The sequence below is a fragment of the Paenibacillus sp. UNC451MF genome, assembly GCF_000686845.1.
GTDB lineage: Bacteria > Bacillota > Bacilli > Paenibacillales > NBRC-103111 > Paenibacillus_S.
Genome location: NZ_JMLS01000027.1, coordinates 35,403 through 61,966, shown reverse-complemented (window position 1 = coordinate 61,966; position 26,564 = coordinate 35,403). Strand labels below are relative to the sequence as shown.

Annotated in this window: 21 protein-coding genes; 3 read left to right on the top strand and 18 right to left on the bottom strand. The window is 44.6% G+C overall.

Annotated elements, in window-relative coordinates; translation table 11 throughout:
• Positions 1-10: 10 nt before the first annotated feature.
• The 14 genes from BP97_RS0124765 to BP97_RS0124700 all read right to left on the bottom strand — a co-directional run bounded on the left by BP97_RS0124765 (position 11) and on the right by BP97_RS0124700 (position 15,374).
• Positions 11-997 carry an aldo/keto reductase gene (locus BP97_RS0124765; RefSeq protein ID WP_028551535.1) on the bottom strand — a complete coding sequence of 329 codons (987 nt, stop codon included), beginning with the start codon at positions 995-997 and terminating at the stop codon, positions 11-13.
• Positions 998-1,157: 160 nt separating this feature from the next.
• Positions 1,158-2,015, bottom strand: coding sequence for an ankyrin repeat domain-containing protein (locus BP97_RS37325; RefSeq protein ID WP_051620946.1), 858 nt, complete (start codon positions 2,013-2,015; stop codon positions 1,158-1,160).
• A gap of 210 nt (positions 2,016-2,225) precedes the next feature.
• Positions 2,226-2,861, bottom strand: a complete 636-nt coding sequence (locus BP97_RS39080; RefSeq protein ID WP_051620945.1) for an NUDIX domain-containing protein — start codon at positions 2,859-2,861, stop codon at positions 2,226-2,228.
• Positions 2,862-2,942: 81 nt separating this feature from the next.
• Positions 2,943-4,232 (bottom strand): ABC transporter substrate-binding protein, encoded by a 1,290-nt coding sequence (locus BP97_RS0124750; RefSeq protein ID WP_028551534.1) that lies wholly within the window; start codon positions 4,230-4,232, stop codon positions 2,943-2,945.
• A 40-nt stretch (positions 4,233-4,272) separates the two neighbouring features.
• Positions 4,273-5,142 carry a helix-turn-helix transcriptional regulator gene (locus BP97_RS0124745; protein ID WP_028551533.1) on the bottom strand — a complete coding sequence of 290 codons (870 nt, stop codon included), beginning with the start codon at positions 5,140-5,142 and terminating at the stop codon, positions 4,273-4,275.
• Between the two features lie 169 nt (positions 5,143-5,311).
• Complete coding sequence (locus BP97_RS0124740; RefSeq protein ID WP_028551532.1) at positions 5,312-6,679, bottom strand: sulfatase family protein; 1,368 nt, start codon at positions 6,677-6,679, stop codon at positions 5,312-5,314.
• Positions 6,680-6,692: 13 nt separating this feature from the next.
• The gene (locus BP97_RS0124735; protein ID WP_028551531.1) at positions 6,693-8,042 is read right to left on the bottom strand and encodes a sulfatase family protein; all 1,350 of its coding nucleotides are present in this window, start codon (positions 8,040-8,042) and stop codon (positions 6,693-6,695) included.
• 117 nt (positions 8,043-8,159) lie between these two features.
• Entirely contained in the window at positions 8,160-9,674 is a 1,515-nt protein-coding gene (locus BP97_RS0124730; protein ID WP_051620944.1) for an ABC transporter substrate-binding protein, read from the bottom strand.
• Between the two features lie 52 nt (positions 9,675-9,726).
• The gene (locus BP97_RS0124725; RefSeq protein ID WP_231506393.1) at positions 9,727-10,563 is read right to left on the bottom strand and encodes a carbohydrate ABC transporter permease; all 837 of its coding nucleotides are present in this window, start codon (positions 10,561-10,563) and stop codon (positions 9,727-9,729) included.
• Positions 10,564-10,579: 16 nt separating this feature from the next.
• On the bottom strand, positions 10,580-11,539 hold the full coding sequence (locus BP97_RS0124720; protein ID WP_028551528.1) for a carbohydrate ABC transporter permease: 960 nt from the start codon (positions 11,537-11,539) through the stop codon (positions 10,580-10,582).
• A gap of 232 nt (positions 11,540-11,771) precedes the next feature.
• The gene (locus BP97_RS0124715; protein WP_028551527.1) at positions 11,772-12,401 is read right to left on the bottom strand and encodes a DUF2306 domain-containing protein; all 630 of its coding nucleotides are present in this window, start codon (positions 12,399-12,401) and stop codon (positions 11,772-11,774) included.
• Between the two features lie 159 nt (positions 12,402-12,560).
• Positions 12,561-13,385, bottom strand: a complete 825-nt coding sequence (locus BP97_RS0124710; RefSeq protein WP_028551526.1) for an SDR family oxidoreductase — start codon at positions 13,383-13,385, stop codon at positions 12,561-12,563.
• 171 nt (positions 13,386-13,556) lie between these two features.
• Positions 13,557-13,910, bottom strand: coding sequence for a hypothetical protein (locus BP97_RS0124705; RefSeq protein WP_028551525.1), 354 nt, complete (start codon positions 13,908-13,910; stop codon positions 13,557-13,559).
• Between the two features lie 165 nt (positions 13,911-14,075).
• Positions 14,076-15,374: an ABC transporter substrate-binding protein gene (locus BP97_RS0124700; protein ID WP_028551524.1), complete on the bottom strand. Its 1,299-nt coding sequence runs from the start codon at positions 15,372-15,374 to the stop codon at positions 14,076-14,078.
• A gap of 355 nt (positions 15,375-15,729) precedes the next feature.
• Between BP97_RS0124700 and BP97_RS0124695 the strand changes: the two genes are divergently transcribed.
• Positions 15,730-16,776, top strand: coding sequence for a glycoside hydrolase family 88/105 protein (locus BP97_RS0124695; protein WP_231506391.1), 1,047 nt, complete (start codon positions 15,730-15,732; stop codon positions 16,774-16,776).
• 73 nt (positions 16,777-16,849) lie between these two features.
• Here BP97_RS0124695 and BP97_RS0124690 read toward each other — a convergent pair whose 3' ends face one another.
• Positions 16,850-19,213 (bottom strand): hypothetical protein, encoded by a 2,364-nt coding sequence (locus BP97_RS0124690; protein WP_156043305.1) that lies wholly within the window; start codon positions 19,211-19,213, stop codon positions 16,850-16,852.
• A 167-nt stretch (positions 19,214-19,380) separates the two neighbouring features.
• Here BP97_RS0124690 and BP97_RS0124685 point away from each other — a divergent pair, with 167 nt between their 5' ends.
• Positions 19,381-20,274 (top strand): AraC family transcriptional regulator, encoded by an 894-nt coding sequence (locus BP97_RS0124685; RefSeq protein ID WP_028551521.1) that lies wholly within the window; start codon positions 19,381-19,383, stop codon positions 20,272-20,274.
• Positions 20,275-20,334: 60 nt separating this feature from the next.
• Here BP97_RS0124685 and BP97_RS37315 read toward each other — a convergent pair whose 3' ends face one another.
• The 3 genes from BP97_RS37315 to BP97_RS0124670 form a co-directional block, all read right to left on the bottom strand.
• Positions 20,335-21,921, bottom strand: a complete 1,587-nt coding sequence (locus BP97_RS37315; protein ID WP_051620942.1) for an endo-alpha-N-acetylgalactosaminidase family protein — start codon at positions 21,919-21,921, stop codon at positions 20,335-20,337.
• 152 nt (positions 21,922-22,073) lie between these two features.
• A complete protein-coding gene (locus BP97_RS0124675; RefSeq protein WP_028551520.1) occupies positions 22,074-24,044 on the bottom strand; it encodes an AraC family transcriptional regulator in 1,971 nt (656 codons plus the stop codon).
• 169 nt (positions 24,045-24,213) lie between these two features.
• Complete coding sequence (locus BP97_RS0124670) at positions 24,214-25,629, bottom strand: alpha-L-fucosidase (protein ID WP_028551519.1); 1,416 nt, start codon at positions 25,627-25,629, stop codon at positions 24,214-24,216.
• A 252-nt stretch (positions 25,630-25,881) separates the two neighbouring features.
• Here BP97_RS0124670 and BP97_RS0124665 point away from each other — a divergent pair, with 252 nt between their 5' ends.
• A complete protein-coding gene (locus tag BP97_RS0124665) occupies positions 25,882-26,514 on the top strand; it encodes a class I SAM-dependent methyltransferase (RefSeq protein WP_028551518.1) in 633 nt (210 codons plus the stop codon).
• The last annotated feature ends 50 nt before the right edge of the window (positions 26,515-26,564 follow it).

Sequence of the window (26,564 nt, the reverse complement as noted above, 5' to 3'; positions counted from 1 at the left end):
TGACATCCCCTTATCGAATTAATTTTAGGTTGCGGGAAATTTCATCGATTCTATCCAATTCTTCCTGAGTTAATCTCTGATCGGCAAAACGGATGGCATCTGTTATATGTTCCGGTTTTGAGGCGCCAAGGATGGCAGATGAAATAAATGAATGGCTTAATATCCATGCCAAAGCGAATTGTGCAAGCGTCCAGCCCCTAGCCGCAGCCATGGGCTGTATTTTCTCAATCAACTCGTAAGTTGGATTGGTCTTAAGTAGAAGCTCCAATCTCTTTTCGCCTGCGGCTAATCTTGAACCGGCTTCGGGCTCTTCGCCTTTACGGTACTTGCCGGTCAATATCCCGCGTCCCAGCGGGCTATAAGCAATAACACCTACATTATCCGTTTGAACATATGGAATAAGCTCCTGTTCGATATCTCGTGTAATCAGGCTATATTCAGGCTGTACGCTTTCGAATCGGTTCAGCTTGTGCAGAGCGCTGATGCCGTGGGCCTTAGCCAGCTGCCACGCTGCAAAATTGGAGCAGCCGAGATATCGTATTTTCCCTTGCTTAACCAATTCATCCAACGCACCAAGTGTCTCTTCAAACGGAGTTTCAGGATCGAATCCATGTACCTGGTACAAGTCAATATGATCTGTCTTTAGCCTGCGCAAGCTGTTATCTATCGCTCTGTGGATGTGGTATCGGCTAAGACCCGAATCGTTGACGCCTTTGCCTACAGGCGCTTTTACTTTAGTAGCCAAAAGGATATCGTTACGTCTTCCTTTTAAAATATTGCCTAGAATCGCTTCGGACTCCCCCAATAAGTTCGTATCACCTACATCCATGCCTCTTCCATAAACATCTGCCGTGTCTATGACGTTAATTCCCACATCTAGAGCCTGATCCAGGACAGCAGTGGAGGCTTTCTCATCGATCCAACGCCCAAATGCCATGGTACCTAAACTAATCTGTGAAACTTTTAAACCGGTTCTTCCTAATTTCCTATACTGCATCGATTCACAACTCCCAGATCCATAATAAAAGACAGCCAGAAAGACACACTGAACTTGCTAGTGTCTCTCCGGCTGTCCGGTAGATACAATATATATTATTCCAATAGTTTAAGTTGGATTAAAGTCATGGATATCTCTCTGACTTGCTAACTTTAGAACATTACTCCTTTAAGAGCGCTGCTGTGAGCAGAAGCCCTTTGTTTACAGCCACTTGGTAAGCCGTTTCACCATCAGCATTTTTCACCTCAGGATCGACTCCCTGCTCCAAAAAAAGCTTGATCAGTGAATCACGTCCAAAATAAGCTGCGACGTGTAGAACGGTGTAACCTAATCGTAAGCTGCCTTCACACTTAGCATGAACATCCGCGCCATAACGTATGAGCTTTTGAATAATATGCTCGTAATTACCCATGATAGCCGCATGAATCGCCATATTGTTCAAGCTGCCATCTTTACTTCTAGAGTTCACGTCTGCCCCTAGGTCCAGCAGAAGCTTCACCGTCTCCTCATTGCCAAAATGCGCTGCCATGGAGAGCGGATTGAACCCGTCCGGTCCATACGCCGAGATCAACTCAGGAGATTGATCCAGCAGCGTCTTCACTCTCATCGTGTTGCCGATGGCCGCAGCCTCGAAAATATTAAGCTCCGCACCGTGACCGATCAACAGCTCCTTAATATCGTTAGCGCGTAAATAGGTAGCGATTAGAACGGCTGTCTCTCCCTTGCTGTTGCTTACGTTGACGAGGGACGAGTCTCTACGGATGAGCTCCGTTACTTTCTCGAGGTTGTTGTGTGTAATAGCTTCAAGCATCTCGTTTCTAAGCTGATATACATGATCCGCAAGAACTTGAGCTTTTTTCAGCAAGTCCTCCGAGGCTTGAATGCCTTTGGTGACAAGATGCGAGACAGCTCTTGAACGATTGGTTTCCAATCCGGACTCTACGAGTAGATCCACAGCTTTGAGCGACTGGTCATCTAATCGGATGGAAATCACAACGCTATTTTTTTTCTTAGGCATGTACAGCTCCCGTTACACTTGTAATTATTATTACAAAAATACAATATCACATAAAGCTTAAAATTACTATCCTTTTTTTCTGATTGATTTACTCGGAATTAAAAATAGCTTAAAATAGCTCATTTTAAACAAAAAAGATCATCTCTTATATAAAGAAATGATCTCTATCCTTGTATTAGAATCAAGGCACTCCGTCCACATTCTAAACCTTTAGAAATTATACTTTAGCTCGTTCGTAACATAAGTAACCCACTGCTGCTGGGGAGCCACAATTTCAGGCAAACTATCCATCGGTGCCCAAAACAATTGAAATAAATGATGATCTGCTTCCTGTTCCCATTTGTCTTTAGTAGAGATTGACCGTAAGTGGTAAAATTGCCTTCTCACCGTCGAGGCTAAATGCTTTCGTTCAACCCAACCTGTAATCTGATATGTAATATAGTTTGGATAAGGATATTGGTCCTCTTCCGTATAAGACACTTGAACGAAATCTCCCTGCTCACGAATATACGCCAAATTAATACCTCTTCTAATTTCTGCCCATTGTGCGCTGCTCAAATCAGGTCTAGAGTATACCTTGGCATTATGATATGTGAAATACTTGTCGCTTGGAAGTGAAGTCGCCTGCTCTCCAATGTAAGTACATGAAGCGAACTCCCTTAATCCTGTTTCTTCAAAAGCTTCGCGCTGTGCGGCCTCCCTAAAGTCCTCATTTAATTCCACGGTACCAGCTGGCAGTTGAATTCCTGCATTCGGATGCTGAAAGAGCAGTAATTCGGTTCCGCTATCACACTCTCTGGTTATAAAGCAGGTGACTTTGCCTAAAACATTCTTATTTCGCTCCATTCCGTACCTCCATTCACTTTTAGCCTATACCTATAATTAACAAAAAGACTTGCACAAGCAAGCCTTAATTTCGATATTTTTTTATTTTAATTGATTTATCATCTTACCGATCTCTTCATCTGTCTCCCGAATAACGGAATTGATGTCTTTCCCTTTCGTAATATCTGCGGAATGATTTAAAATGATTTTTGCAGCCGAATCATCATATGGCGTTAGCACTCTCCAACCTGGCTTAAGCTTATAGGCGGCCTGCACATTTTTTCCTTTCAAATGCTCAATTCCACTACCGAATGTTTTCTGCACTTCCGGACTTACTAACGCCGACATCAACCCGTTCTTATTTTGTTCCATCTGTGCTTCATCCGATAAAATAGACTCCAGCAAGCGGAATGCTTCTTCTCTATGCTTGCTCTGCGGCGGAATGACCACCACGCGAGCTCCGGCTACCCCGAACGTACCTGGCTTCTCTTTATATTGCGGGTAAGTCACCATATCCCAGTTAAGCGGTTGACCTTGCTCGGCGGATGTTTGAAAGTCCTTTAGCATATTTGTGGTTGCTACCATAGCAACGGTCCGGTCTTTCACAAATGCATTTTTATCAAACTTTTTTGGATCCGATGGCAAATTGCCAGGGATCGACATGATACGCTGAAACAACTCGTATCCTGGCTTCCAATTCTGCAATACTCCGTTAGTGGAGTTCGAGTCCGCATATTGAACGCCCAGCGATGAGGCCAGTCGGGTGATGTTCTCGGGATCCAGTCCGCGATAGTTCACCCCGTCTACGGTCTGCGTTACTTTCTTCGCTAATTCCAGAACTTCATCCCAAGTCATGCCGTCCTTCGGATACGCCACCCCGAACCGATCAAAAATATCTTTGTTATAATACAAAGCATTAAAGTTAATAAAATAAGGCAGCGCGACAATCTCGCCAATTTCGCTATACTGCTTTACGCTATCCATAATCTCTGGATGAATACGACTCAAATCAAACGAATGCTGCTTGATCAAAGGATTCAAGTCGCTGAGAAGGCCCATCTCTTTCAGAGGAAATAGATTGAGAACCGAGACAACGATCAGATCCGGTATATCACCGGTTGAAACCAAATTCTCGAGCTTGACGCCATTTACCAGCTTAGCAGATATGTTCGGATGCTTCTTCTGCACCGGCTTGACGAACACATCATCGAAATCGATTGCCGTTTCGGCAAAACCGGAGAAGACTTTGAGCTCGACAGGCTCAGATGCATTTATGTTCGGATTCGAAGTTTTCTCCGCTGCTGGATTTTTGGATGAGCACCCCGATGCAGCAGCCGTTAATGCGCCAATAAGGCATAGGGTCCCGATCACTTTATGGATACTTTTCGGCAAGTGTAATCCATCCTTTATTTTATAATACTATTCTCATAGTTTAAGTTGGTTTTGTGACATGTGTAGATCTGAACTCCGTAGGGGACATTCCATAATAATTAAAGAACGATCGCGAAAACGAATACAGATCAGGATAACCCGTAGAACGCGCAATTTCCGTAATGTTCAACGTCGTGTTCAACAATAGCTCGCTTGCTCTTTCCATGCGCAGCTGGATCAAATATTTTCTTGGGCTGACTCCAAGCATTCGGAGAAATTCATTGTAATAATGCGAACGATGCACACCTGCTACCTGGACCGCATCCATTACGGTAATCCCTTCCATATAGTGCGTATTCATATATTCCATACTCCTCTTCAGCCATTCATCCTGAAGCGCTTGCTTCGACTTCATACCGGAATGATCCTTCGTTAATAAGTCCATAATGCTGTATAAGTTGATTTGTGCTTGCAAATCTGTGTTCTTTTCTTGCTTGGCTAGAAGGTGAAATAGCTTTTTAATCCATTCAAGCAGCTCAGGTGACAAGCGTTCACGAAGATATGGACTCTCTTGCGTGAAGCCTATTCGCTGCAAAATAGATAAAGCCTGCGTCCCGCTAAAGGCTAGCCAATACATTCTAAGGGGCGCTTCAGGACTGTAATTATGAATACTGTAACTGTACTTAATTTGGGGATGTAGACAAAATATATCATTTGCCTGTAATGGAGTGGTTTCAGTCCCATGGGATAAAAATACTGAGCCGCTCAATATAAAATGGAGAGAGTAGCAATCTATCACTTTGGGTCCAACAAAATAATTGGATTTGGCTTTGTTGTGGCCCATACGAAGAGGCCATATTCCACCCAGCTTTTCAAACTCCGAAGGTGTGTAGTTATAATTTTCCCTGTACTCATGTGCATACTCTTTCATGGTCTTCACCTCTTGAAGCATCGACAGGTTCAACACGCTTGAACATAAAAAAGAGACGAAGCTTAGTCCTTTTCATCATCATGAAAAGAAAAGCCGCGTCTCCGGGGTTCCGGTCGAACACTATGATCCTATTTGATAAAAGGGTAGCACCGTTTGTCGCAGGTGTCAATCAATTTGCAGAGCTCATTAACCCGTTGCTCTCGAGCAGCTCTAATTGTGCTTGCTGAAATTGATGAGCCCGTTGATTCTCGTCTTCCGGAGAGCAGACGCCACGAAGCTCAGCCTCCAGATCGGATGCAATATCCGGGTAATTCGTATAAACATTATGGAGTTCATCAGGATCTGCTTGCAAGTTAAACAGTTGATGCGGAGCCTCCATGTAATAGATGAGTTTCCAATCACCCTTACGGATCATATACGCGCCTGAACGGGTGCCATGACCATGATACTCAGCAAATACCGCACGGTTTGGATCAGAGGAGGCTATTTGCTGAAGAGGCTGGCCAGCCCATTCGGCAGGACGCTTCGCTCCGGTTGCCTGGAAGATAGACGCCTGCACATCATGCAGATCCACCGGCGTATCCACGACAGCTCCAGCTTTAAAATCAGGACCTGCTGCGAAAACAGGGATTCTAACGGAATCTTCATACAAGGAGCATTTCCACCATTGACCGAATTTACCCAGCATCTCCCCATGGTCGGAAGTATACACGAAATTCGTCGTTTCGGCTTGCCCACTCTGCTCTAGCGCATCTAATAATCTTCCGATTTGCCTATCGATAAAAGTTACATTTCCAAGATAACCCCTGCGGAGACCACGAATTTGTGCTTCCGTAAACAGATCCGTTTCGAAATGGTCGCGTAAATCCCGGGCATATGGATGGTTAGCACTCTCCTGCTCGCTTCCATAACGCGGAAGGTCCTCTCCTTGAGGATACAAATTCCAGAACTCCTCTGTATTCCATTGCGGGAAATGGGGATTCAATAAATTGATCGTTAAGCTCCATGGCTGTTCCAAGCCCGGTGCCGTTTGTTCAAGCCATTGCAGAGCTGCGTTCATTACCTTTAAATCACCGTCAAAGGCATCCTCTTTGACCCCAAAGCCAAAGGCTCTTTCTGCAGCATTAGTGCGGATAGCCAATGGTATTCTACGGAAATTGATGTCCCCTGGAGACTTCCCTTTTTTTGCCAAATGAATTTCTGAAAAGTCCAACTGCTCCGGTTGTGCATACACATGCGTCTTTCCAATATGTACGGAATGAACGCCTTGTTCCTTAAGCACCTTGCCATAAGACGGAAAGTGGTTAGGAAGATTAACATGACAATTGCTGTACGCCTGAACTTCATGTACCCGACGACCAGAGACGAAGGCAGAACGGCTTGGTGTGCATAACGGCGAAGGGCAATATGCGTTGCGGTAAACAGTGCCCTGCTGCGCAAGTCTTTCCAGATTAGGTGTCTGAACAAACGGATGGCCGAATACAGAGGAGTACAACGGATTATGTTCATCAGACATAAGTACAATGAAATTGCTCATTAAGATCTCCTCCTTATAAATGAACCTCTTGCTGCCATACGCGACGCTGCCCGCTTTTTATGCTTTGAGCAGGAATGATTTCAGCCGGTTGCTCTCCTGCTTCCTTCATCCTCCGATGCAGTCGCTCCCTCAGCACTTCAGTCACCTCACGATGGGATTCAAATCCGATCAAGTTCGTTAACTCATACGGATCGCTTTCCAGGTCATAAAGGAACTCTTCAACATATTGATCCGATCCAGCCTTATTTCTACCTGAATCCTGAGATGACACGGAATATTTCCATCTCTGCGTTCGGATAGCCCGACCTACTTGTGCCTCGCTAATTTGAATAAATACCTCCTCCGGCCAATCCTTGGTCTCCCTGTGGAGAAGCGGTAATATCGATTGTCCCTGCATCTCATCGGGTACAGGAATCCCGGCTGCATCTAGAAGGGTCGGAGGGAGATCGATCAGGCTCACAAGCTCTCGGAGCTGTCCTCTGCTATCGAATCCAGGCCCAGTGAAAGCTGTCGGTACACGTATCGAGCTTTCATGGCAGGAGCGTTTATATTCGCTATTTCGTGTTTTAAAATGGCAAGCATGATCGGCAGTAAACAGGATGATGGTATCGTCGCTTAACCCTAAGCTCTTCACGGTATCGAGAAGTCTTCCGAAAGCCTCGTCAAGCCGTTTGACCATTCCATAGTAGCCTCCAAGATGCTGAGCGCTTGTGCCTCCGAGTGCTGCCAAGTCCGGTGGAGTCCATCTTCCTGTAAAAGGCTCTCGGTAGCCTTCTGGTGCTGGATAGTCGTCCACATGGTTCTGATGATGAGGCTCCAAATAGGATATGAATAGAAAGAACGGATCGGCTTGATGATCGTCGATATAACGGATAGCAGCGTCCGTCAGTGCGTCTACACGATACCCCGGCAGTTTGACACGCTCGTTATCATTATTAAAGAGAACCGCATTATACGGTTGGGATGAGTGCTCCAGTGCATTTGCGGCCAGCCAATATTCATAACCTCCGCGCTTCGATTCCGGAACCGGGTTCTCATCGGCCAAATGCCATTTCCCTATATATCCTGTCTTGTATCCAGCTTCGCGGAAATAATGTCCCAATGTCTTCGAATCTGGCGGTAACGGAATGGAATTCCGAAAGCAGCCGGTCGTCGTTGGGTACAATCCGGTCTGAAGGCATGCTCTTGCTGGGCCGCATACCGGCTGGCATGTAAAGGAATTGTACACATGTGTACCTCTTGTCGCTACACGGTCAAAATGAGGAGTAAGACCGAGCGGATTACCATGGACACCTGTCGTGTCCCAACGCTGCTGGTCAGTAAAAAATACGATCACGTTTGGTTGTGATGAGCGAATTGCCATGAATGAATTCCTCCTATCAGCTCTAATAAAATCGCTTTCATTCCCATTTCCCATTCATTATACCGTTCTTCCGGATGGGCAGCCAAGTAGAAAATCGTCTTTTGAAAAGCTCCTACCTTAAGGACGCAGCTGTGAATAATCTTCTGGTTTATAATCCTTGCTCGTATCCCAATTAGGGAACTGAAAATCAGTAAGCTCGACTTTAACACCACTCCCCTTCACTTTAATCACCGCATCCTCAAGTCCTTTGTTCATTTTATCGTTATAGCTCTTAAGGAGAGCAGGAAGATCCTTCTGTGCCCCAGTCAGAACGGATTGCAAAATATCACCGTAGCTTGGTTTAATCTTCGGCTGCTGCAATGATCCCAGCTCAACAATAACCTTCGCTGTTTGAGGGTTGCGAACCGCATAATCAGGTCTTTCCTTCAATAAATTTTGATGAAGATCAATAAAAGTATTGAACTCAGGATACGGGTAAAGCGATTTGTTGTTGTTAATGCTCTCAATGGGAGTCAAAGCCACACCGCTTTTCAAATACTTCTCATAGAACGGCGGTGCTGCAAAAGCAGTCTCTATGAAAGCTCCAGCTTCTTTGGCATGTTTGGTCTGTGACGAAATCAGATAGCCCGAAGGGTTCGCTCTCACGTAAAAATAGCTTGGCTTCTCCCCATTCGGTGTGGGTACCTGGGCAAGTCCGAACTTCGCTTCAGGTGTGTCCCGTTTAACGATCCACATCCGTGCCCGTCCGTCTATCAGGAACGCCGCTTTGGCTTGACCGAACAAGACGCTTGCTTCCGTAGCTTTCATTGTATATGAAGCTGGCAGAATACTGCCGTCCTCCTTCAGCTTTTGAAGAAATTCGAATGAGTCTAGGGTTGCTTTGGCATCATACGCATATTTGCCAGTCTTGTAATTAAAGCCCCCTGCTTCTCCAGGAGATATTCCTGCAGCTAAGGCGTCGACAATTTTGGATATGCCGGAAGCAGTCCCGGTTTCTCCTCCTCCGAAAACGATGCCGTACGAGTCCCCTTTACCTTTGGAGGTAACCGTCTTCGCCATTTCCCTGAGCTCATCCCAAGTCTTAGGCGGCTTTTCAGGATCGAGCCCTGCTTTTTGAAGCACCTCTTTGTTATAATACAGAATCGAACCGAGTGTCGGTCCTGTTAACGGCCAGCTGTACGTTTTACCATCGATCACGTTGACTCCCTCTACGAAAGAAGCCGGATTAAACTGCTTCCTCCATGCATCCGATACTAAGCCGTCGAAAGCCTTGGCCCAACCGTTGGCCACGATGGTACGAATATCGCTATTCTGGGGTGTTTCGAAAATATCCGGCAAGTCATTCGACGTAACTGCAGCCTGGATCGCTGTGTTATACTCCGCCCAAGGCATGTAGCGAGCTTCTACACGCACCTTGCCTTTGTTTTGCTCGTTATACTCCTTAATCATCCGTTGGCCAGGGCTCTCCTCCCCTTTCAGAAAATCGCTGCCTCCCCAAACGGATATGACGGTCTCTTCCCCGGAGCCCGATGAGTTGGACTCCGCTGAAGGCGCTCCTCCGCTTGAGCAGCCCGCTATCAGCAATAATGCCGCAGCGGTAATCCCGACTATTTGTATCTTTGTTTGTTTCATGATGAGTTCTTCCCTTCTACAGTTCAACATTAAATTTTTATTGTAAATGCAGCTAGCCTTTGACTGCTCCAGCGACGCCTTCAATGAAAAATCGCTGAAGTAAAATAAATACAATCAGAATAGGGATAAGCGAGATACTCGCTGCTGCCGCCATCCCCGTCCAATCCATCGTATTTTCGCCGACGAACTGAAACATACCTACCCCAAGCGTGCGCAGCTTCGGCTTCCCGAGCGTAAAAATAAGGGGCATTAGAAATGCGTTCCACGTCCACATAAACTGCATAATGGCAGTCGTTGCAAGAATTGGCTTCGATAGCGGAAGCATAATTTGTAGGAAGGTCCGGACAAACCCGCTTCCATCCATCTCAGCTGATTCCTCAAGCTCCTTCGGCAAACTGCGGAAGTGGGCAACGAAGAGCAGAATGAACAGCACGTGTGCACCTCCGACCTCAGCCAGAATAATCCCCCACAAAGAGTTGTTCAGCCCGAGTGAGTTAATCAGTGTGTATACGGGTATGATTGTATAGCCCTTAGGCATAAACATCGTCGCCGTAATTGCAGATACGAAGATCAACCGCCCCCGAAAGCGGAACCTTCCGACCGCATACCCTGTTAGCGAACAGACAACTATCACGATAAGCACCACTGAAACCGTGATGATGACTGTATTCCAGAAGTAGACGGAGAAATGGGCAGTCTCCCACGCCCGTTTGTAATTAGTGAACTGAAACGATTGGGGCAGCAGCTTGATGCCGGCAGCGATGTACTCATTGTTCGTCTTGAACGATGCCATGATCATCCAGACAAACGGATAAATCCAAATGATTCCGAGCCCCATCAGGAAAAGATGAATGAGCCCTTTCCCACCAAGTCGTACTATATTAGTCATATTCATCTCACCCCCCTTACAAACTCGCTTTATTACGACCACCCGTTAGTTTCACGAGCAATCCAAGAAGCAGCGATATCACCATAACGACAATGCCGTACAGAACTCCTGCTGCAGATGCAAATCCTACACGTGCTTCACCTTTTCCCGAAAAGGCATAGCGATATATGTATACATCGACCATATCGGTCTTAAACGCAGGTCCGCCATCGGTCATAGATTTTACCAAATCGAATACGTGAAGAGCATTTACTGCAGACATCAGCACAATGACACTTCCAACCGGCAGCAGGAGTGGCACCGTGATATAGCGCAGCAGTTGAATGGCCGACGCTCCATCGATTCGGGCCGCTTCGAACAGCTCTTTGGGCAGCGATTGAATCCCAGCCAGCCAATAGATCAATTTCATTCCGAAACTTTTCCAAATACCTACCAACACAACAATCATAAAAGCAGTGTCGATCGATCCAAGCCAGTCTATTGGTGCCGAGAGCAGTCCTAGCCGGATAAGCACTTCATTAACAAGTCCTTTGTAGGCTCCGAAAATAAATCGCATCACCAGGCCAACAACCGCAGTCGTCGTGACCACTGGAAGAAAATAAATAGTCCGGTACACAACCTTCCCTTTCAGCCATTGGACATTGAGTAGCAATGCCAGCAGAAGTGCCAACGGTACCTGCAGCACGACAATCCATGCCATAAACAGAAGGCTGTTGCGAAATGCATTCCAGAAGATTGGGTCTAACAACGTCTCGATGAAGTTATCCAAGCCTACGTAATCCTTCAGCGGTCCGTAGCCATTCCAATTAAAAAAAGCATAAATATAGCTCATTCCAATCGGATATACCGTGAACAGCGTGAACAATATAACTTGTGGCGCAATGAACAGCAGGCACCATAGCTCCTTACGGGTGCGGTAATGAAGTCGTGGACGTACCGGCTCTGAAGCAATTTTACTATTCGAGTAGGTATTCATAGGGTTACTTGCTCCATTCTCTCATCTTCGATTCTGATATTTTAAATACTTTAATTCGCATGTTTTTAATCGGATTTAATTTAATATTTATAATATACGAAAGATGACCAAAGAGTAATATCATTATGTTGTGTCATGTTTATCATTTTGTCTTGTCAATCAAAAACGTTCTCATTCCATACGAAAAAACCGCCGGCTAAAATGCCGACAGCTTCAAGTGTATCTCTCCAACTTATTTATTTAACCGCTGCTTCCTAATAATGATCTCTGCGATAACAAGAAGGGATAGGATCGAGCCATATACACCTAAGGTGTAGCTTGTTTCGTATACCAAACCGATCCATCGATGCATGGTCGTTGTTATCAGATGAATAAACAGATTGGTAAAACAAAACGCATAGCTTCTTATCATCCATTTACGATGCTTGATTACCCGCTTCTTCTTGATTTGTACAATAGCCGCTATGGTGAATACCAGCCATATCAGATTCAAAAAATTGAATGCGATGCTATTGATCTTGCCGCCAGTCGCATAAGGAGCCATATAGCCGGATGTGATATCGACAAGCATAATAGCGGCAAGATACACATAGCCGTTGATTCGGTGAAACCTTCGGTATTGTGTCAGCAATCTCTGCGAGAAATTAAGGGCGCCCGATATCATAGCCAGACATGCAAATCCTACATGAACATACATGATATTAAGCCATATGGGGAGCTGTACCTGCTTTTTGAGACCTGCTTTATGTTGTAGAAAATCAGCTGCCTGCGGATCGTAGATAAAGTTCATATAGGTCACATAAATGAGATAGATGATGGTGATTAGTGCCATTATTCCATATAGACGTCTGCTACTGAACATGTCATGAAAACCTCTCTTTTGTTGGTTGCTTCCAAAAAGCTCTTCATCGTACTTGTCCGTATTGTAACAGAACGACTGTGCATTTTGCGCTACCAATCATGGCTGTTTCATGTCCAATCCCAACCTTATCCCTGAGTGAATATCCTTACAATCGCTATACTAGCTGCCATTTGCTTCTTCCAGTATTCTTTTAATGCTATCTTTCAATGATGTGACAGGTCTTCCCATGAGTCTTTCCAAGTCTGTTGAAGTGGAGGAGGTATCAATCTTGCTAAGAAAACCGAAGATCCAGTTCTTAATCTGGTTATCCTGCCGGAGTGCAACGGGCTTCCCACTGAGAATGGACAATACTTCAACCAGTTCATCGAATGTCCACGAATGTGAAGCCGTTAACTCATACGTCTTACCTTCATGACCTGATTCTCTAAGAATCGCAGCGATACCCAGAGCAAGATCCTCACGAGTTACCGTATTAAACTTCCAATCGCCGGGGGGAACATTCAGTTCACCTGTGGTTATGGCTGTATCTAAACCGATAGCACCGACAAAATCAATATACAAAGCATTGCGCAGAAAAGTATAGGGTATTCCAGATGCAACAATAGCTCTCTCCGTACTTAAATGCAATTGAGTTAATGAAATGGAGCCTTGCTCTGGGAATGCAAAGCTTGTGTATAAAATATGTTGAACTTTTGCTAGTTTCGCGGATTCGATGATCCGCTGGTGTTGGTCCAAACGAACCGTATCATCATGATGGGAACTGGATATAAATAACAGTTTATCCGCTCCAGCAAAGGCTTGAGGTAGCGATTCCGGTTGATCATAATCACAGAACCGAACTTCAATGCCCTGTTTTTCAAAATGGATTGCTTTCTCGGGATGTCTAACGCATGCAACGATTTGATCTGCCGATGATTGGCTCAGCAGGTGTTCTATAATTAGACTTCCTAATTTACCATTCGCTCCAGTGATGACTATGGACATTCGGTATCTTCCTTTCTATTGTTTCTTTTTAGTTAAGTTAAGCCGCAACATTATTGTTCCTGCCGCCTTGTGACACAATCACCCAAACACTACCACGTATATCTTTCTGGAAAAGATTGAAATTCCCTTCGATATTCACTAACTTATTTTTTAATCTATTCGGATTGGGTGTCAGGGCTGATTACCTCGAGACCACTTACCCCTTTTTATGCCAAGCTCCTTTAAAATAGTCCATAAATGCAATTCATAAATAGCCTGATCAAAGCAAATGATGAGATCGAATGAGGTCATTTCTTGATGTCTTTTTAACGCTTGAATATACTTGCCTTTAGATGTGGGGATAAATGGTATAAATCCATACAAAATGATGGCTGCTTCAGCTATGGCCGCCCGCATTTCCATCTCGTTTTCAATGGTTTGATTAAGCTGGTAATCATGTATGTTTTGGTAAGCAGTACTCAATAGTGGTTTTAGTTGGTTTAGTTCAGTACCGTATCCATTTCGGATCTTATTGAAATCGATCATCCCCTTTTGCCTTTTATCCAAAATATAACATATTCTTGTTGACTCACAAGATGGAAACAATGACTATATTAATAAAATACCGCTGACCTGAGCCCAATTAAATATTAAGATAAAGACAAAAGACCCAGCCCGAATCGGACTGAATCCTCGTCAACATGATTCCTATTATTTTTGCTTGATTTGTGGCATCAACTTGGTAATTTCCTCATCAGCCTCGCGAAGAGCGCTGTTCACGTCTTTTTTGCCAGCTACGACATCCGCAACTTTTGCGTTGAAAATTTTTCGGACATCAGCATGACCCGAGTACATCGAGCTTGGCATGTATGGGGCAATTTGACCTTTAAAAATAGCTTGCACATTTTTCCCTTTGAGAAACTCCATGTCAGCACCGAAGGAATCTTTAACTGCTTTACTTGCCAATACAGGATAATATCCGTATTTCTTGGCCATTGTTGTTTGTACTTCTTCCGAAGTAAGCACAGAGAGGACTTTCATAGCATCATCTTGATTTTTGCTGACCTTGTTCACACCTATATACATCGTATCGCCCAAGCCTTTGAGGCCATCATAGCCTTTATAGCTCGGCAGCTGCACCATATCCCAGTTCAATCCGTTCTTAGTCGCTTCCTGCATAGAAGGCATCATGTTAGAAATGACCATCGCCGTATTTTTATCCTTTACAAAGGTATTTACTACATCGGCAAAGGCTCCGCCTTTAGGTTCGTTCCCGGGAATTGATAAAAGATTCGCATATAAAGTCAGTAATTGCTTCCATTGATCGTTATTGATAGTAGGCGTATCCGTCTTAGCATCCAAGAGATCGATCGGCAACCCGCCTTTCATCGCAAAAATACTTTGAGGATGCAAGCCTTTATATTGGAAACCTGCATCTGACCTTGTCACTTGTTTGGCGACATTGATAATATCTTCCCAATACATGCCGTCTTTCGGATAAGGAATGGCAAATTTATCAAAGATATCTTTGTTGTAATATAAAGCCGTAGGACTGCTATAGAAAGGAAAAGCTACCATCTGATTGTCTACCTTGCTTCTCTCGGTAAGAGAAGCATCGAATTTACTTAAATCGATATTTTCCTTCTTAATAAGCGTACTCATATCCTGTGTTAATCCCAGATTCGTATAGGGTCGAATATCATTGGATATCGTGAAAATGTCAGGAAACTCGCCGGATGCTACAAGCTCTTCAGGATTAGTTCCTTTTCCTCTTGTCACTTGTTCTAATGTAATATGTGGGTATTTCTTCTTAACTGGTTCTACGTATAGCTGCTGCCACTGATCGTCTGCTACCGCAACCCACTGATATATTTTGATGGTTACGGGTTTGGCTTCTGCCTTGGGAGCAGCTGTGCTTGTACTTTCTTGAGCAGGCTTTCCTCCTGAACATCCAGCCAGCAACCCCACCGCCGCCAACGAGCATACAATAATAGATAATTTCTTTTTCATATTTCCATTCCCCCTTCGTTTCATAAAAAAGTAATACCACAGCGATTTTGCAGTATGCATAATCCTGCTCTTACACTAATTATTTGAAAGCGTTTTATATGTTAATTTGATTATACCAAAGCCGGCTTATGGATTCTGTATTCATATTGCTCTCAATTATGGAAATATTGCTATCTTTAAAACCCGAAAATGCTTATCATTTCAAGTTTTATCCATTATTTATAAGTTGTTTCCGATGATTCATACTAAGACACTAGCAATATTCCTATAATTTTGAGCAAGCAATCGAGAGTTTCATACCAGGCTATTCTATATAATAAGGAGGAATACAATCCTTACAATGGAGGGAAATGATTTGCAAACCTACGCTATTTCTCCTGAAGTGGCCAAGCATAAGGCTGCTGACGTCTACGCATTCATGATTTCAGGTAAATCCAGTGATACCCGTATGAATATTAACTTATGGGATTGGATTCCAGGAGTTGGAGTTATTTCGATTTTACGTTATTTCGAGAAATCCGGCCGTGAGGAGCTATACCATTATTTAGTGGATTGGGTGGTTCGTAATCATGGCAAATCACTTGTCCATCGGACGATCAACTCAACGGCCCCATTCACAATATTGCCAGCGTTGTATGGCTTTCAGCAAAACGATAGTTATTTAAAGGATGTTCTCTTAACAGCCGAATGGCTCATGCAGGAAGCTCCTCGTACAAGAGAAGGAGCACTGGAGCATACGGTTACCGAAAATGCTGTGTTTCCAGAGCAAGTGTGGGCTGACACCGTCTACATGTCCGTACTGTTCTTGGCACAAGCCGCCAACATGCTCAACTCCAAGGAGTATGCGGAAGAAGCGCTGCGCCAATTGGAGGTTCACCTGCGTTTACTTCAGGACGGTGAAACAGGAGTGCTTTACCATGGTTGGAACTGTGGAGAAGGCAATCACATGTCAGCGGCCCGCTGGACACGAGCCAACGCTTGGATTGCTCTCGGCTTCCCTTGCATTATGCAAAGCTTGTCCAAGCTCATAGAAGTCCCGATTGAGCTTCGAGAGCTATATGTTCGACTAATGACAAGCCTAATCTCCTTTCAAAATGAAAATGGACTGTGGCATACGGTAATGGATCGTCCGGACTTCTATGAAGAAACTTCCGGAAGCGCTGGTATTGCTGTGGGTATCATTCGAGCTATCGAGTGCGGGCTTCTTGATGAGAAGCATCGTGAAGCTGCGCATCGTACGGCTTTTGCATTGATAAGCAAAATCGACAAAGAAGGTCGGGTAACAGGCGTATCCGGCGGTACTCCAGTGAAGGAGACCGTCGAGGACTATAATCTAATTCCATTCAAGGACACATTATACGGCCAAGGATTAGCACTGATGCTGTTAGCTGAATATTTGTAACGTTATGTTCTACTAAGTATATTTTTAACAAGAAGAAGGCCTAATCGCTCATTGCGACTAGACCTTCTTTTTATTACTTGGCTCGTTCGACATTCCAGCCGATAGAGTCAACGCGTATTCTAAGGGTTCTTCTGGAATGCTTAAGCTTCACTTCGGTAGCCTCTGCACCCTCATCAATTTGTATAGAGAAAGCGATCTCAGATGCTGCTTCGGTTGCGCTATGAGGAACAAGAACTGTAACGAAGCGTAGGAGCTTGTTTGGAGTTACCGTTTGCTTAGCAAAAGTCGTGAATGGTTTCATTCCCCCGTTCATCGGAGTATTGGATACATCATAGCTGCGCCCCTCTGACTGCCCATAATACACTAGCAGCGAGGTTGAATCCGTCACTTCGATCCCGTCAGACTTGTACCATGTCTTCGCTTCTCCCTGAGAATCGAACCAATTTGTTCCCTTTTCTCTCAACGTGTATAGATTCCACAAAGGACCTGCTGAGTATCCGGCTGCAGAAGCTCCAGGCAGCAGCTCATCAACCAATACAAGGACACCTTCTTCTGTTAACACCATCTTTCTTGTCAGCCTACTATCGAATGTATAGTATTCTTCCAAACGGATTTCCCCGTAACTATCCTTCAGATGTGCCTCTGCTTTGGCCCCTGATAAAAGAGGTACTGAATTTGTGTCCGCTGGATAAAAATCAACATGGAGTTCAACACCATCGACTGGTTTCACCCACGCTCTAAATATGAAATCCACTTCCAACTTTTCGGGAGCGATATAAGTCCAATCGTATTTGATTGTCGTATAATCTTTCAGATTAAAGGACGTCTTGTATCCCTTGTTGTTATAAAAAACATTCGCACCCGGCTTCACATTAACATTTAGCGAATGGCCACCATGGGCAGCATTCGTACCTAGTGAGAAAGGCTTATCATTACGTTCCCATTGTGACAGTGAATCGAAATCGTCAATCACCTTCACACCGGCTGGCCCTTCTAATCGCAAATGATCTATAACGAATGTAGCACTCTTCTTAGCTGCCAGCCGCAGAGTGATCTTATCCAGAGTAAAGCTCTCTTGGTCCTGCAGAGATCCAGTCATAAGCGCACGAACGGGGATGGATTCATGCTGCCACTCCCCAGGTCCAGGAGTATCCATAGGATTAGGAAAGGGCTCATCTGACGGAAGTAACGCAACCACGTTGGCATCGGTTGCAGATCGGTTGTGTCTTGTCAACCCGTGGAATAACGGCACGTTCCCTGCCTCGTAATACATCAGCGCTCCAATACGGTTTGTGTGAGCATGGTAGCCTCTTCCATACAGCTCGCTCATCACATAAGGAGTTCCTGGAATGCGATTCGTTCCCAGAATAAGCTTATCCGCAGCTCCAGGGTTTCTTGGTTCATTCCGCTTCGTGACTTTACTTCCACCTTCAACACGGTTCACCTTGCTGTTCAGTGGTACAGTCAGAATTCCAGCCATCTGATATAGATTGTCTACCGACCACAGATTGTCATCGAAGGAACCGGGAACATATTGGAGAGGATAATTTTTCGTGTGGAATGCGAATATCTTCCAAGCAGCATCCACGAACGTTGGATCACCATAAATTCGAGCGGCAGCTTCAAATACGTAAACCCACGTTTGCCACTCATTACCGAAGTAATCATCGCCATATTCGGGCATGGCTCCTGATGGTGACACCTGATCGCGATAACGCTCGAACATGCTTCGAACTTCGCCGTCTTTAAGCTGCTCTGTTCGTCCTGTAAGCTCCGCCAATCGAATGACCGCGCTCAAGCCGATAGAATTGTAATGACCGGCATTCTCATCCAAGTCCTTGTTGGCATACCAATATTTCCATAATTCATCTATGTTAGCTTTCCATTTCAATGCATCGGGATGATTCGGAAATAACCGCAGCGCCTCGGCAGCACCTACGGCCCGTGACAGCCCTTGATTGTTATCTACCATTTGCCGGGCATTTCCATATGGCAAATAGGCTTGAAGTAAAGCTTCGTCCCCACTTGCAAGCTTACCCATCGATTTAAGATGCTCATAAACAAGCAGCAACGGTTCCACTACAAAAAAAGGATTGTCATGCTTTTTATACAGTTCTGGGTTACGCTGCCATTCATCCATCAGCACGCGGAATGTTCTCTCCGCTTGTTCCACATATTTAGCATCATCAGTAAGCTTATGCATTTCTACTGCCATTACAGCAAAAAAGGCAAGCCTGCGCGGATCGTTTAATCTTTTCTTCATGGCATTATAATCGATTTGTTGAGTTAATTCCTCGTACGTCTTTGTTAAATACGACTTATAGTCCGGCGAACTCATGAGCGTGGACTCCCCTTTCCATTGATAAATCATAGCGATGAAGATCGCAACAGCAGCTAGCACCATGACAGCGGCCAGCATCCATTGTTTTTTACTCAAGGTCATGCTATCCCCCACTCGTCTTCCTGCAATAATTCTATTATAGCAAGAAAGGCGCATCCGACTCTTTCGCTGCATTGCGGACAATTATGAATATATTGCGCTATTGCCTCAGACCGAGTAACCTGTAGATATACATCGCAGCTTTTGGAAAGGGGCTGGAGTAATTGCCTAGCGGAACGGATGAGAGACTCCGGATATACGAAGTGGAGGAAAGGTTGCAGGTTCGGCCTTTTTTTATTAAGCACCGTGCCACTGATAAGCATTTTTATATGGATTTTCATGCCCATCCTGGATACGAAATTTATTTCTTTCAACAAGGCTCCGGCAATTTCCTTATCGAGGATCGCATCTTTCCTCTTGTCGGAGGCGATATATTGCTGATTTCTGAGTATGAATCACACAAAAGCGCCCCCAGCATGGGTGTAGATTGCTCACGAAGTGTTGTTAACTTCTTGCCGGAGCTGCTGCTGCCACAAGCCAAAGCCATTTTCTTGGAATTGTTTGTACCTGGTCAGGATATGACCCATCGACATCTTCGAGTATCTGGAGATACACTTTCAAGAATGAACGACCTCCTGACCCGGATGGAGAATGAAGTCCGCAAACAGCCTGAACTATTCGAGGTTAGCTGCTCCATCTGCTTGAATGAGCTTCTCTTGGAAATCTACCGTCTGGTCCATTCGCAGCATTCTGAAGGGACTTCTCCTATTTCCCGCAGCTCTGTTAATCCTAGAGTGGAGCAGGTTATTCGGTACTTATCGGAAAGATACAGTGAACCTATAACTCTGAAGCAATTGGCTGATATGATCTTTGTAAGCCCTTACTATTTATGTCACTTGTTCAAAGAAACAACCGGCATCACGATCTCTGAATATTTGATCTATACTCGCATCCGCCAATCCAAGCGGGAGCTTGCACTCACTGAATACTCCATTGCCGAGATCGCAAGTCGCGTCGGTTTCAACACGCTTGCCCATTTTGGTCAGACGTTCAAGATGATGGAGGGAATGACTCCAAGGGACTATCGTAAGAAACTGAATAGCGGGAATGTAAAATAGAGCCAGGAGGACCAGGATCCATCACGGATTATGCTCCTCCTGGCTTTTATAATCCATTCATTAAAGTACAGTCCCTGTCGGCACGATGGTAACCGCTTGGCCTTTGGCAAGAGAAAGAGTGAGCTTACGACAAGTTGTATCCTTTCCTTTTTCCAATAGAACCAACCCATTTAATCCAATAGCATACATATCCACTTGTTCAACCTCCTGCCAGCTTTCCGGAAGTATCCAGGTGTGACTTTCATACCCGTTCCTGCTGAATGCGATAATCTCCTTATATTTATTCTCATTCCAAAGTGCCGGAATGAACACATCATGTCCGCTGCGCAGCAGTAATTCCCCTTGGCGAATGATTGGCAGACCATTATCTATGAAGCTGGTAACGTCTTCCGTGAATGTAACCACTCCATCCATGTCCGACAATCGTTGAAGACGGTTTAAATAATACCAGCTCAACGTTTTGCGGCAAAATTCGTCGAGAAAGCCTTCCAACTGTTCCGGATCCGTCTTAATCGTTTTCTGTCCCAGCATAGAGACGCCGAACCGTGCGTCGCCCCCCTCGCCACCTATGCAGAGTGCAGCAGGGACCTTCATAGGGTCAAGCTGGCCAAAATGCCATGCCATGGGCTGGAGTCCTAATAGAGGATCGATTCTGTACTTCTTGTCAAATTCCGATGTGACGTCAATCCCTTGATCCCGCCAATAGCGGAAAATTTTCTTCTGCGACTCTGTCTCCTCTTCCACACTAATGTTGTGATAAGGACTAATCGTCTCATGCTCAAGTCTTGGGATAAGCTGGTGAAACGCATCTATATGGATTGTGCCTGCCTTCTGCAGCGGAAGCATATGAATAAGCTGATTAATACGGATATGAGTTAAGCCGGAGTTCCACTCTCGAGTGAAGCTGATTGGATGGCCCCACATATATTTTTTCAAGCTTCCATCCTCGTTGCGTGCTATCAGGTCTTTCTCGACATACGTATCCCACATTGGGCTACTAGGGTTAATGTCCAGCATATTAATATGCAAGCTGACCGTAGTGTTATAGTTAAATGCCTCGTGCATTAGCCATTTGAGACTATCCAGAGCAGATGCGTCGTCCTCTCTTTTCAGCTTCGGATTGACTATATCCCATGCGGGATACCCAGTATCATGCCCCCCATACTGCCAGCCTGACAGGTAGACGATCTTGGGAATACCACGCGTAAGCTTGTCTATTTTCTTAATTGTCTCCAAGCTTTGTTCAAAGGTGCTGAATACCGTACCGTCATTAGAGCACACGCTAATTTTCATTGTTAGCGTCTGATGATACGGATGAATAAAAGGCCTCTCGGGCTCTGGAATGACCTGGAAGCTCACGCTATCGGTCAACGTTCTTCCATTCGGCAGGGTAACACTTACTGAAACGATAGCGCTTCCAGTTGTTCGGGTACCTGCTCTTACATATGCACCTACACCCATTTGGGTCACTTGAGCCAGAACATCGTTATCGCTACAAGTATATGAGGTTTTGACCCCTAAGAAGTTCGCTTCACTTCCGTCGCTCATCGTCCCGCTCAAAAATAACCAGGCCGGTTCATCCAATCTTAAGGTCGTCTTATCCGCTTTAATTTGAATAGTCACTAATTCTAGAATGTTATCGCCCATTTTAATAATGCTCCTTAACCATGTGGAATATAAAATGACTAATGAGGAAGAGTTTCTCTAAATAATTCTGCGTGCGTGCAAGCATTCCTGCGAAATGACTGCAAAAATAAAGAAGCCTGATCACTCAAGCTTCTAATTAGGTTCCACTTTAGCTATTTCACATCAAAATAAGTAACAAGCTCATCCAACAGTAAATTAGCTGCTTCATAACCGCCAGCAGAGTTCCAAATCGCTTCATCGACCTGTTTAATCTTGTTGTTCTTGGACACGTTCAAATTTTTGAACAAGGGCTCGTTCATCCATTCTTGTACTACCTTGCTTGCATCGCTTTTGCCTGCCGTCTCAGTAACAAAATAGAACATTACGTCCCCATCCATATCCGGAAGCTTCTCTTTGGTCATAACCTCGATATTGCCATTCTTATCCTGTGAAGCTGGACGGGAGAAGCCCAATTGGTTTAACAGCACACCTGAGAAGGTCTCTTTCTGATAAATACGCACTTGAGAGGCAGAAAAACGAACGACAGATATTTTGGTAGCCGCTTTGTTCCCGAGCTTAGCCTTCACTTCATTTACGCGCTTATCAAAAGCAGCCAGAGACTTACTGCCTTCATCTTTTTTATTGACGGCTTCCATATACAGCTTGAAATTTGCTTTCCAATCTCCGCCCAAATCTTCCGAGAACACGGTCGGTGCAATTTTTTTCAGCTGCTCGTATACTTTTTCCTGCCTAACTTTATTCCCGATTATAAGATCTGGTTTGAGAGTTGCGATCATTTCGATATTCGGCTGCATCTCGTCACCAACGACCGTAACATCCTTCATTTCGTCTTTAATATGGTTATACCATGGATCTCCAATCCAGGATTTCACAGCCCCTATAGGCTTAACCCCCAGAGCAAGTAAAGCCTCGGTTCCTTCATTCGTAAGAATAACAACGCGCTTGGGTGTACCTGTTAATGTGACTTCACCCATAGCATGCTTAATGACTCTAGGCGCATCGACTTCAGGCGATGGAGATACTTGAGGAGTTGATGCCACCGGTTTGCCGCTCGTTTCGATCCCTCCATTGCTGGATTGTGCCGGCCCATTCGCACAAGCGCTTAACAATAATGTAATGCAAAATAATAAGGTTGCCAGCATGGATGTCGTGGACTTTCTAAACATAGGTAAGTCGCCCTCTCTTTTATACTGATAATGATTCTCATATCCATCACCAATATAACGTCGAAGCTTGCCCTCAACAATAGGATATCCCGACACACGGGATGGATTATTTGGACTTGTCCCCCTCATTCGCTCATTTTCTTTGAATACAGTTGGAGAAATCCCTTCATACTTTTTGAACATCCGGCTGAAATAGTAGCTGTCCGAATAGCCGACACTTTCAGCAATTTCCTTGAGAGTAAAATCTGAAGTCAGCAGCCGCTGCTTCGCTTTATTCATGCGCAATTGTATTAAATAATCGATTGGGCTGGTATTCATCCGCTCTTTGAACACTCGTAACAGCTGCCGGGAATTACATCCCAGCAGTTCAACTAAGGCTTCTAAAGTAATCGGCTCTTTATAGTTTTCCTGCATGTAGCGAATGGCTTGACCAACCAGATCCGGCTTGAGAATAGGAACCTCCTGATATTCCAGCTGTCGTAGAACCTCGTAAACAAACTGATAAAACAACGCCTTCACTTGCAATTTGCCCAATGAGTCGGACTGCTGCCAGACCTGGTTCATTCTTTCCACCTTATCATATAGATCCATAGGAAATTGCGGAGTGAAACCGTATTGTATTTGAAAAGGATTTTGTTCCCCCATTAGCTTCTGAAGCTCTTGACGGCATGGCAATGCAAGTACAGCTTTGTATAATATTGTGTAGTACTCCAGTTGTTCTTCTGCAGCGATATCGAAACATAGCCCTTTGCCGCAATGTAGAATGTGAAATCGATTCACCTGGCCTTCTTTACCATCCAATCGGACCTGAGCTTGTCCCTTTACCACAAATAGAAAAGCACTGGCAGGCAATCTATAGGAGCGGATTTCCTCTCCTTGATTCATCGTCGTGTGACGAATATCCATCATCCTAATGAACACGTGGTTCCACAGCATAATTTGATCGCTGAGCTTCATCTATACTTCCTTCCCTTCTCAACCCCACATAAGCTAAACCTTTACTTCTCATACAGATTATAATTGATAATAATTCTCAATATCAACAATAAAAAAGATTGCACCCCAGCAATTAAGCTTTTGATAGATGCAATCCAGCCAAATAAATTTTTTTAGTTAAAGACCTCCATTAATGCTGACTCAAAAATACCTCAAAGCTGCTTATCATTGGATTCAAACGGGATTCGGTAATCCGAAGTCGTATCTGTCTTGCGGTAACAGCATTTAGTCGGCATATTTTTTTATACCCCACAACGGTACCGGTATACAGAAGCTTCCATACCTCTCCCTCTTTGTATTCAAGCTGAAAGCGCTCTATGCGCTGCCCAAGAGGGATAAACTCTTTAAGAACAATCCGATCAAAGACTGTTTCGCTCCCAAGATCAAACTCTATATCGAATGGTGCCAAACCTTCAGATGGGGACCAGTATGTATCAGAGCGTCCATCCAGTACATATGCAGCATCGTCACTTGGTAACGCGGTTGCTGCAGCATGCGCAGCCAAATTGTTTGAATAAGTGCTGCGGAGTCGACGCCCCAATTCAAGCATATTCTTTACATCCTTCTCATGAATACGTCCTCTTTTATCTGGCGGAAGGTTTAGAAGGAACGCCGCATTGCCACCAACTGTTTTTTCGTATAATTCCACCAGCTGTTCAACTGTTCTCACTTTATCATCCTCAACGGAATCATAGAACCAGTTAGGTCGAATGGACGTGTTAACCTCAGCAGGATACCAGATCACATCGTCGACTTGGGCAAGCACGTCCCTGCTTCCGATATCCTCTTCTCTTGAATTGATTCGTTTGGCGAAATCAGCGTCATCGACTTTTTGTGATTTTTCTTTAATTTTCTCATTATCCTTCATCGTTGCAGGAACAACACTCCATTCAGATATGCGTGTATGGCCGGCTTCATTGCCGCACCAACGTACGTCAGGACCGCATACTGAGATGACCGCATTGGGCTGCAATTCTCTTATAAGAGAGTAGTAAGCATCCCAGTCATATAATTGTACCTTCCCGTTCTTACCCTCTCCGCAAGCACCATCGAACCACACGCAGAAGATCTCGCCATAGTTCGTCAAGAGCTCTCTCAACTGATTCATAAAGTAAGTGTTATAAGCCGGCGAATCCCCATAGCTAGGCTCATGACGATCCCACGGAGATAAATAAACGCCGAACTTCAACCCATGGGCGCGGCAAGCTTCAGCAACCTCCCGAACCATATCTCCTCGACCATGGCTCCAAGGGCTGGACACTACCGAATGATTCGTATACTCGCTCGGCCAGAGGCAGAAACCATCATGGTGCTTGCAGGTTAGAATAATTCCTTTCATTCCTGCCGATTGACACACCTCTACCCACTGAAAAGCATCAAATTCCGACGGATGAAACCATTGCGGATCTTCGTCTCCTAGCCCCCACTGCTTACCGGTAAAGGTGTTCATGCCAAAATGAATGAAAGCATAAAACTCTAACTGCTGCCAAGCAAGCTGTCTCGCTGACGGGGTTACTTTTGCCGCTTCTTCTATTTTAACCGCCATATATCAATCGCTCCTCAGAGTTAATGAATAGTATCCTTTCATTAATATACGACACAGACTTTAAAGCTACTAGCCATTTTATTACAACATGTATAAGGCTGGTAGGGATAATTATATTTACGCTCAAGCCTATCAGGACATTCATCCATGCAGGACAGAGGGTACAAACGTACTATATCAAGTACATTGAATCTCCTTCAGTTACAGATGTAATAAAATACCTTCAGCTCTATTGAAAGGAGAGTGGTCTGCTTGAAAATTGATCTCGGTTGCGGCTCGAACAAGCATGTAGGCTTTTGGGGAATCGATCGCAGACCTTTGAGCGGCGTGGATTTGATATGTGACATAAACAATCCTATTCCACTACCCGACGATTCGGTAGAATTCGTGATGGCAAGCCGTTCGCTTCCTTATGTTCATAATTTTGTTGAGGTTATGACAGAGATATACAGGCTGTGCATTCACAAAGCGGTCGTATGTATTTTAGCTCCCTATGCTCACTACTTTGCCCATATGTCCAACCCGCTTTTTAATCACAAATTTGATGAATATACCCCACGGTATTTGACTCCTTTCTTCTTCCAGCCATCACAAGGTGCTCGATGTCCAGAACTGCTGTACAAACCGGAAATACCTCCTCCATATGACTTCCGGCTGCTGCGCATGGAGTTGTTTTACCAAGCACCCTTCGTCCCACCACTGTATGAATTAGAAGAACTTGAAGTATTAAAAACACTTCAAGCCAATGTGGCTCAAGAAATCATGTACCATCTCATCGTTATCAAAAGGCCAATATCGACGGGTGAGCTGGAGCTTTTGAGCCGTCGTCACTATTTGGAGCCCTCCCACGCGGCAATCCTTCGGCAATATGAAATCCCAAAATAATTTTCGAGGACAAACAAGAATTTAAATTACATTCATAGGCTTTTAAAGAT

Excerpts from the sequence above, each read along its gene's own strand:
- BP97_RS0124765 (WP_028551535.1), bottom strand. The coding sequence starts at position 997 with ATGCAGTATAGGAAATTAGGAAGAACCGGTTTAAAAGTTTCACAGATT.
- BP97_RS37325 (WP_051620946.1), bottom strand. The coding sequence starts at position 2,015 with ATGCCTAAGAAAAAAAATAGCGTTGTGATTTCCATCCGATTAGATGAC.
- BP97_RS39080 (WP_051620945.1), bottom strand. The coding sequence starts at position 2,861 with ATGGAGCGAAATAAGAATGTTTTAGGCAAAGTCACCTGCTTTATAACC.
- BP97_RS0124745 (WP_028551533.1), bottom strand. The coding sequence starts at position 5,142 with ATGAAAGAGTATGCACATGAGTACAGGGAAAATTATAACTACACACCT.
- BP97_RS0124740 (WP_028551532.1), bottom strand. The coding sequence starts at position 6,679 with ATGAGCAATTTCATTGTACTTATGTCTGATGAACATAATCCGTTGTAC.
- BP97_RS0124735 (WP_028551531.1), bottom strand. The coding sequence starts at position 8,042 with ATGGCAATTCGCTCATCACAACCAAACGTGATCGTATTTTTTACTGAC.
- BP97_RS0124730 (WP_051620944.1), bottom strand. The coding sequence starts at position 9,674 with ATGAAACAAACAAAGATACAAATAGTCGGGATTACCGCTGCGGCATTA.
- BP97_RS0124725 (WP_231506393.1), bottom strand. The coding sequence starts at position 10,563 with ATGACTAATATAGTACGACTTGGTGGGAAAGGGCTCATTCATCTTTTC.
- BP97_RS0124720 (WP_028551528.1), bottom strand. The coding sequence starts at position 11,539 with ATGAATACCTACTCGAATAGTAAAATTGCTTCAGAGCCGGTACGTCCA.
- BP97_RS0124715 (WP_028551527.1), bottom strand. The coding sequence starts at position 12,401 with ATGTTCAGTAGCAGACGTCTATATGGAATAATGGCACTAATCACCATC.
- BP97_RS0124710 (WP_028551526.1), bottom strand. The coding sequence starts at position 13,385 with ATGTCCATAGTCATCACTGGAGCGAATGGTAAATTAGGAAGTCTAATT.
- BP97_RS0124705 (WP_028551525.1), bottom strand. The coding sequence starts at position 13,910 with ATGATCGATTTCAATAAGATCCGAAATGGATACGGTACTGAACTAAAC.
- BP97_RS0124700 (WP_028551524.1), bottom strand. The coding sequence starts at position 15,374 with ATGAAAAAGAAATTATCTATTATTGTATGCTCGTTGGCGGCGGTGGGG.
- BP97_RS37315 (WP_051620942.1), bottom strand. The coding sequence starts at position 21,921 with ATGGGCGATAACATTCTAGAATTAGTGACTATTCAAATTAAAGCGGAT.
- BP97_RS0124675 (WP_028551520.1), bottom strand. The coding sequence starts at position 24,044 with ATGAAGCTCAGCGATCAAATTATGCTGTGGAACCACGTGTTCATTAGG.
- BP97_RS0124670 (WP_028551519.1), bottom strand. The coding sequence starts at position 25,629 with ATGGCGGTTAAAATAGAAGAAGCGGCAAAAGTAACCCCGTCAGCGAGA.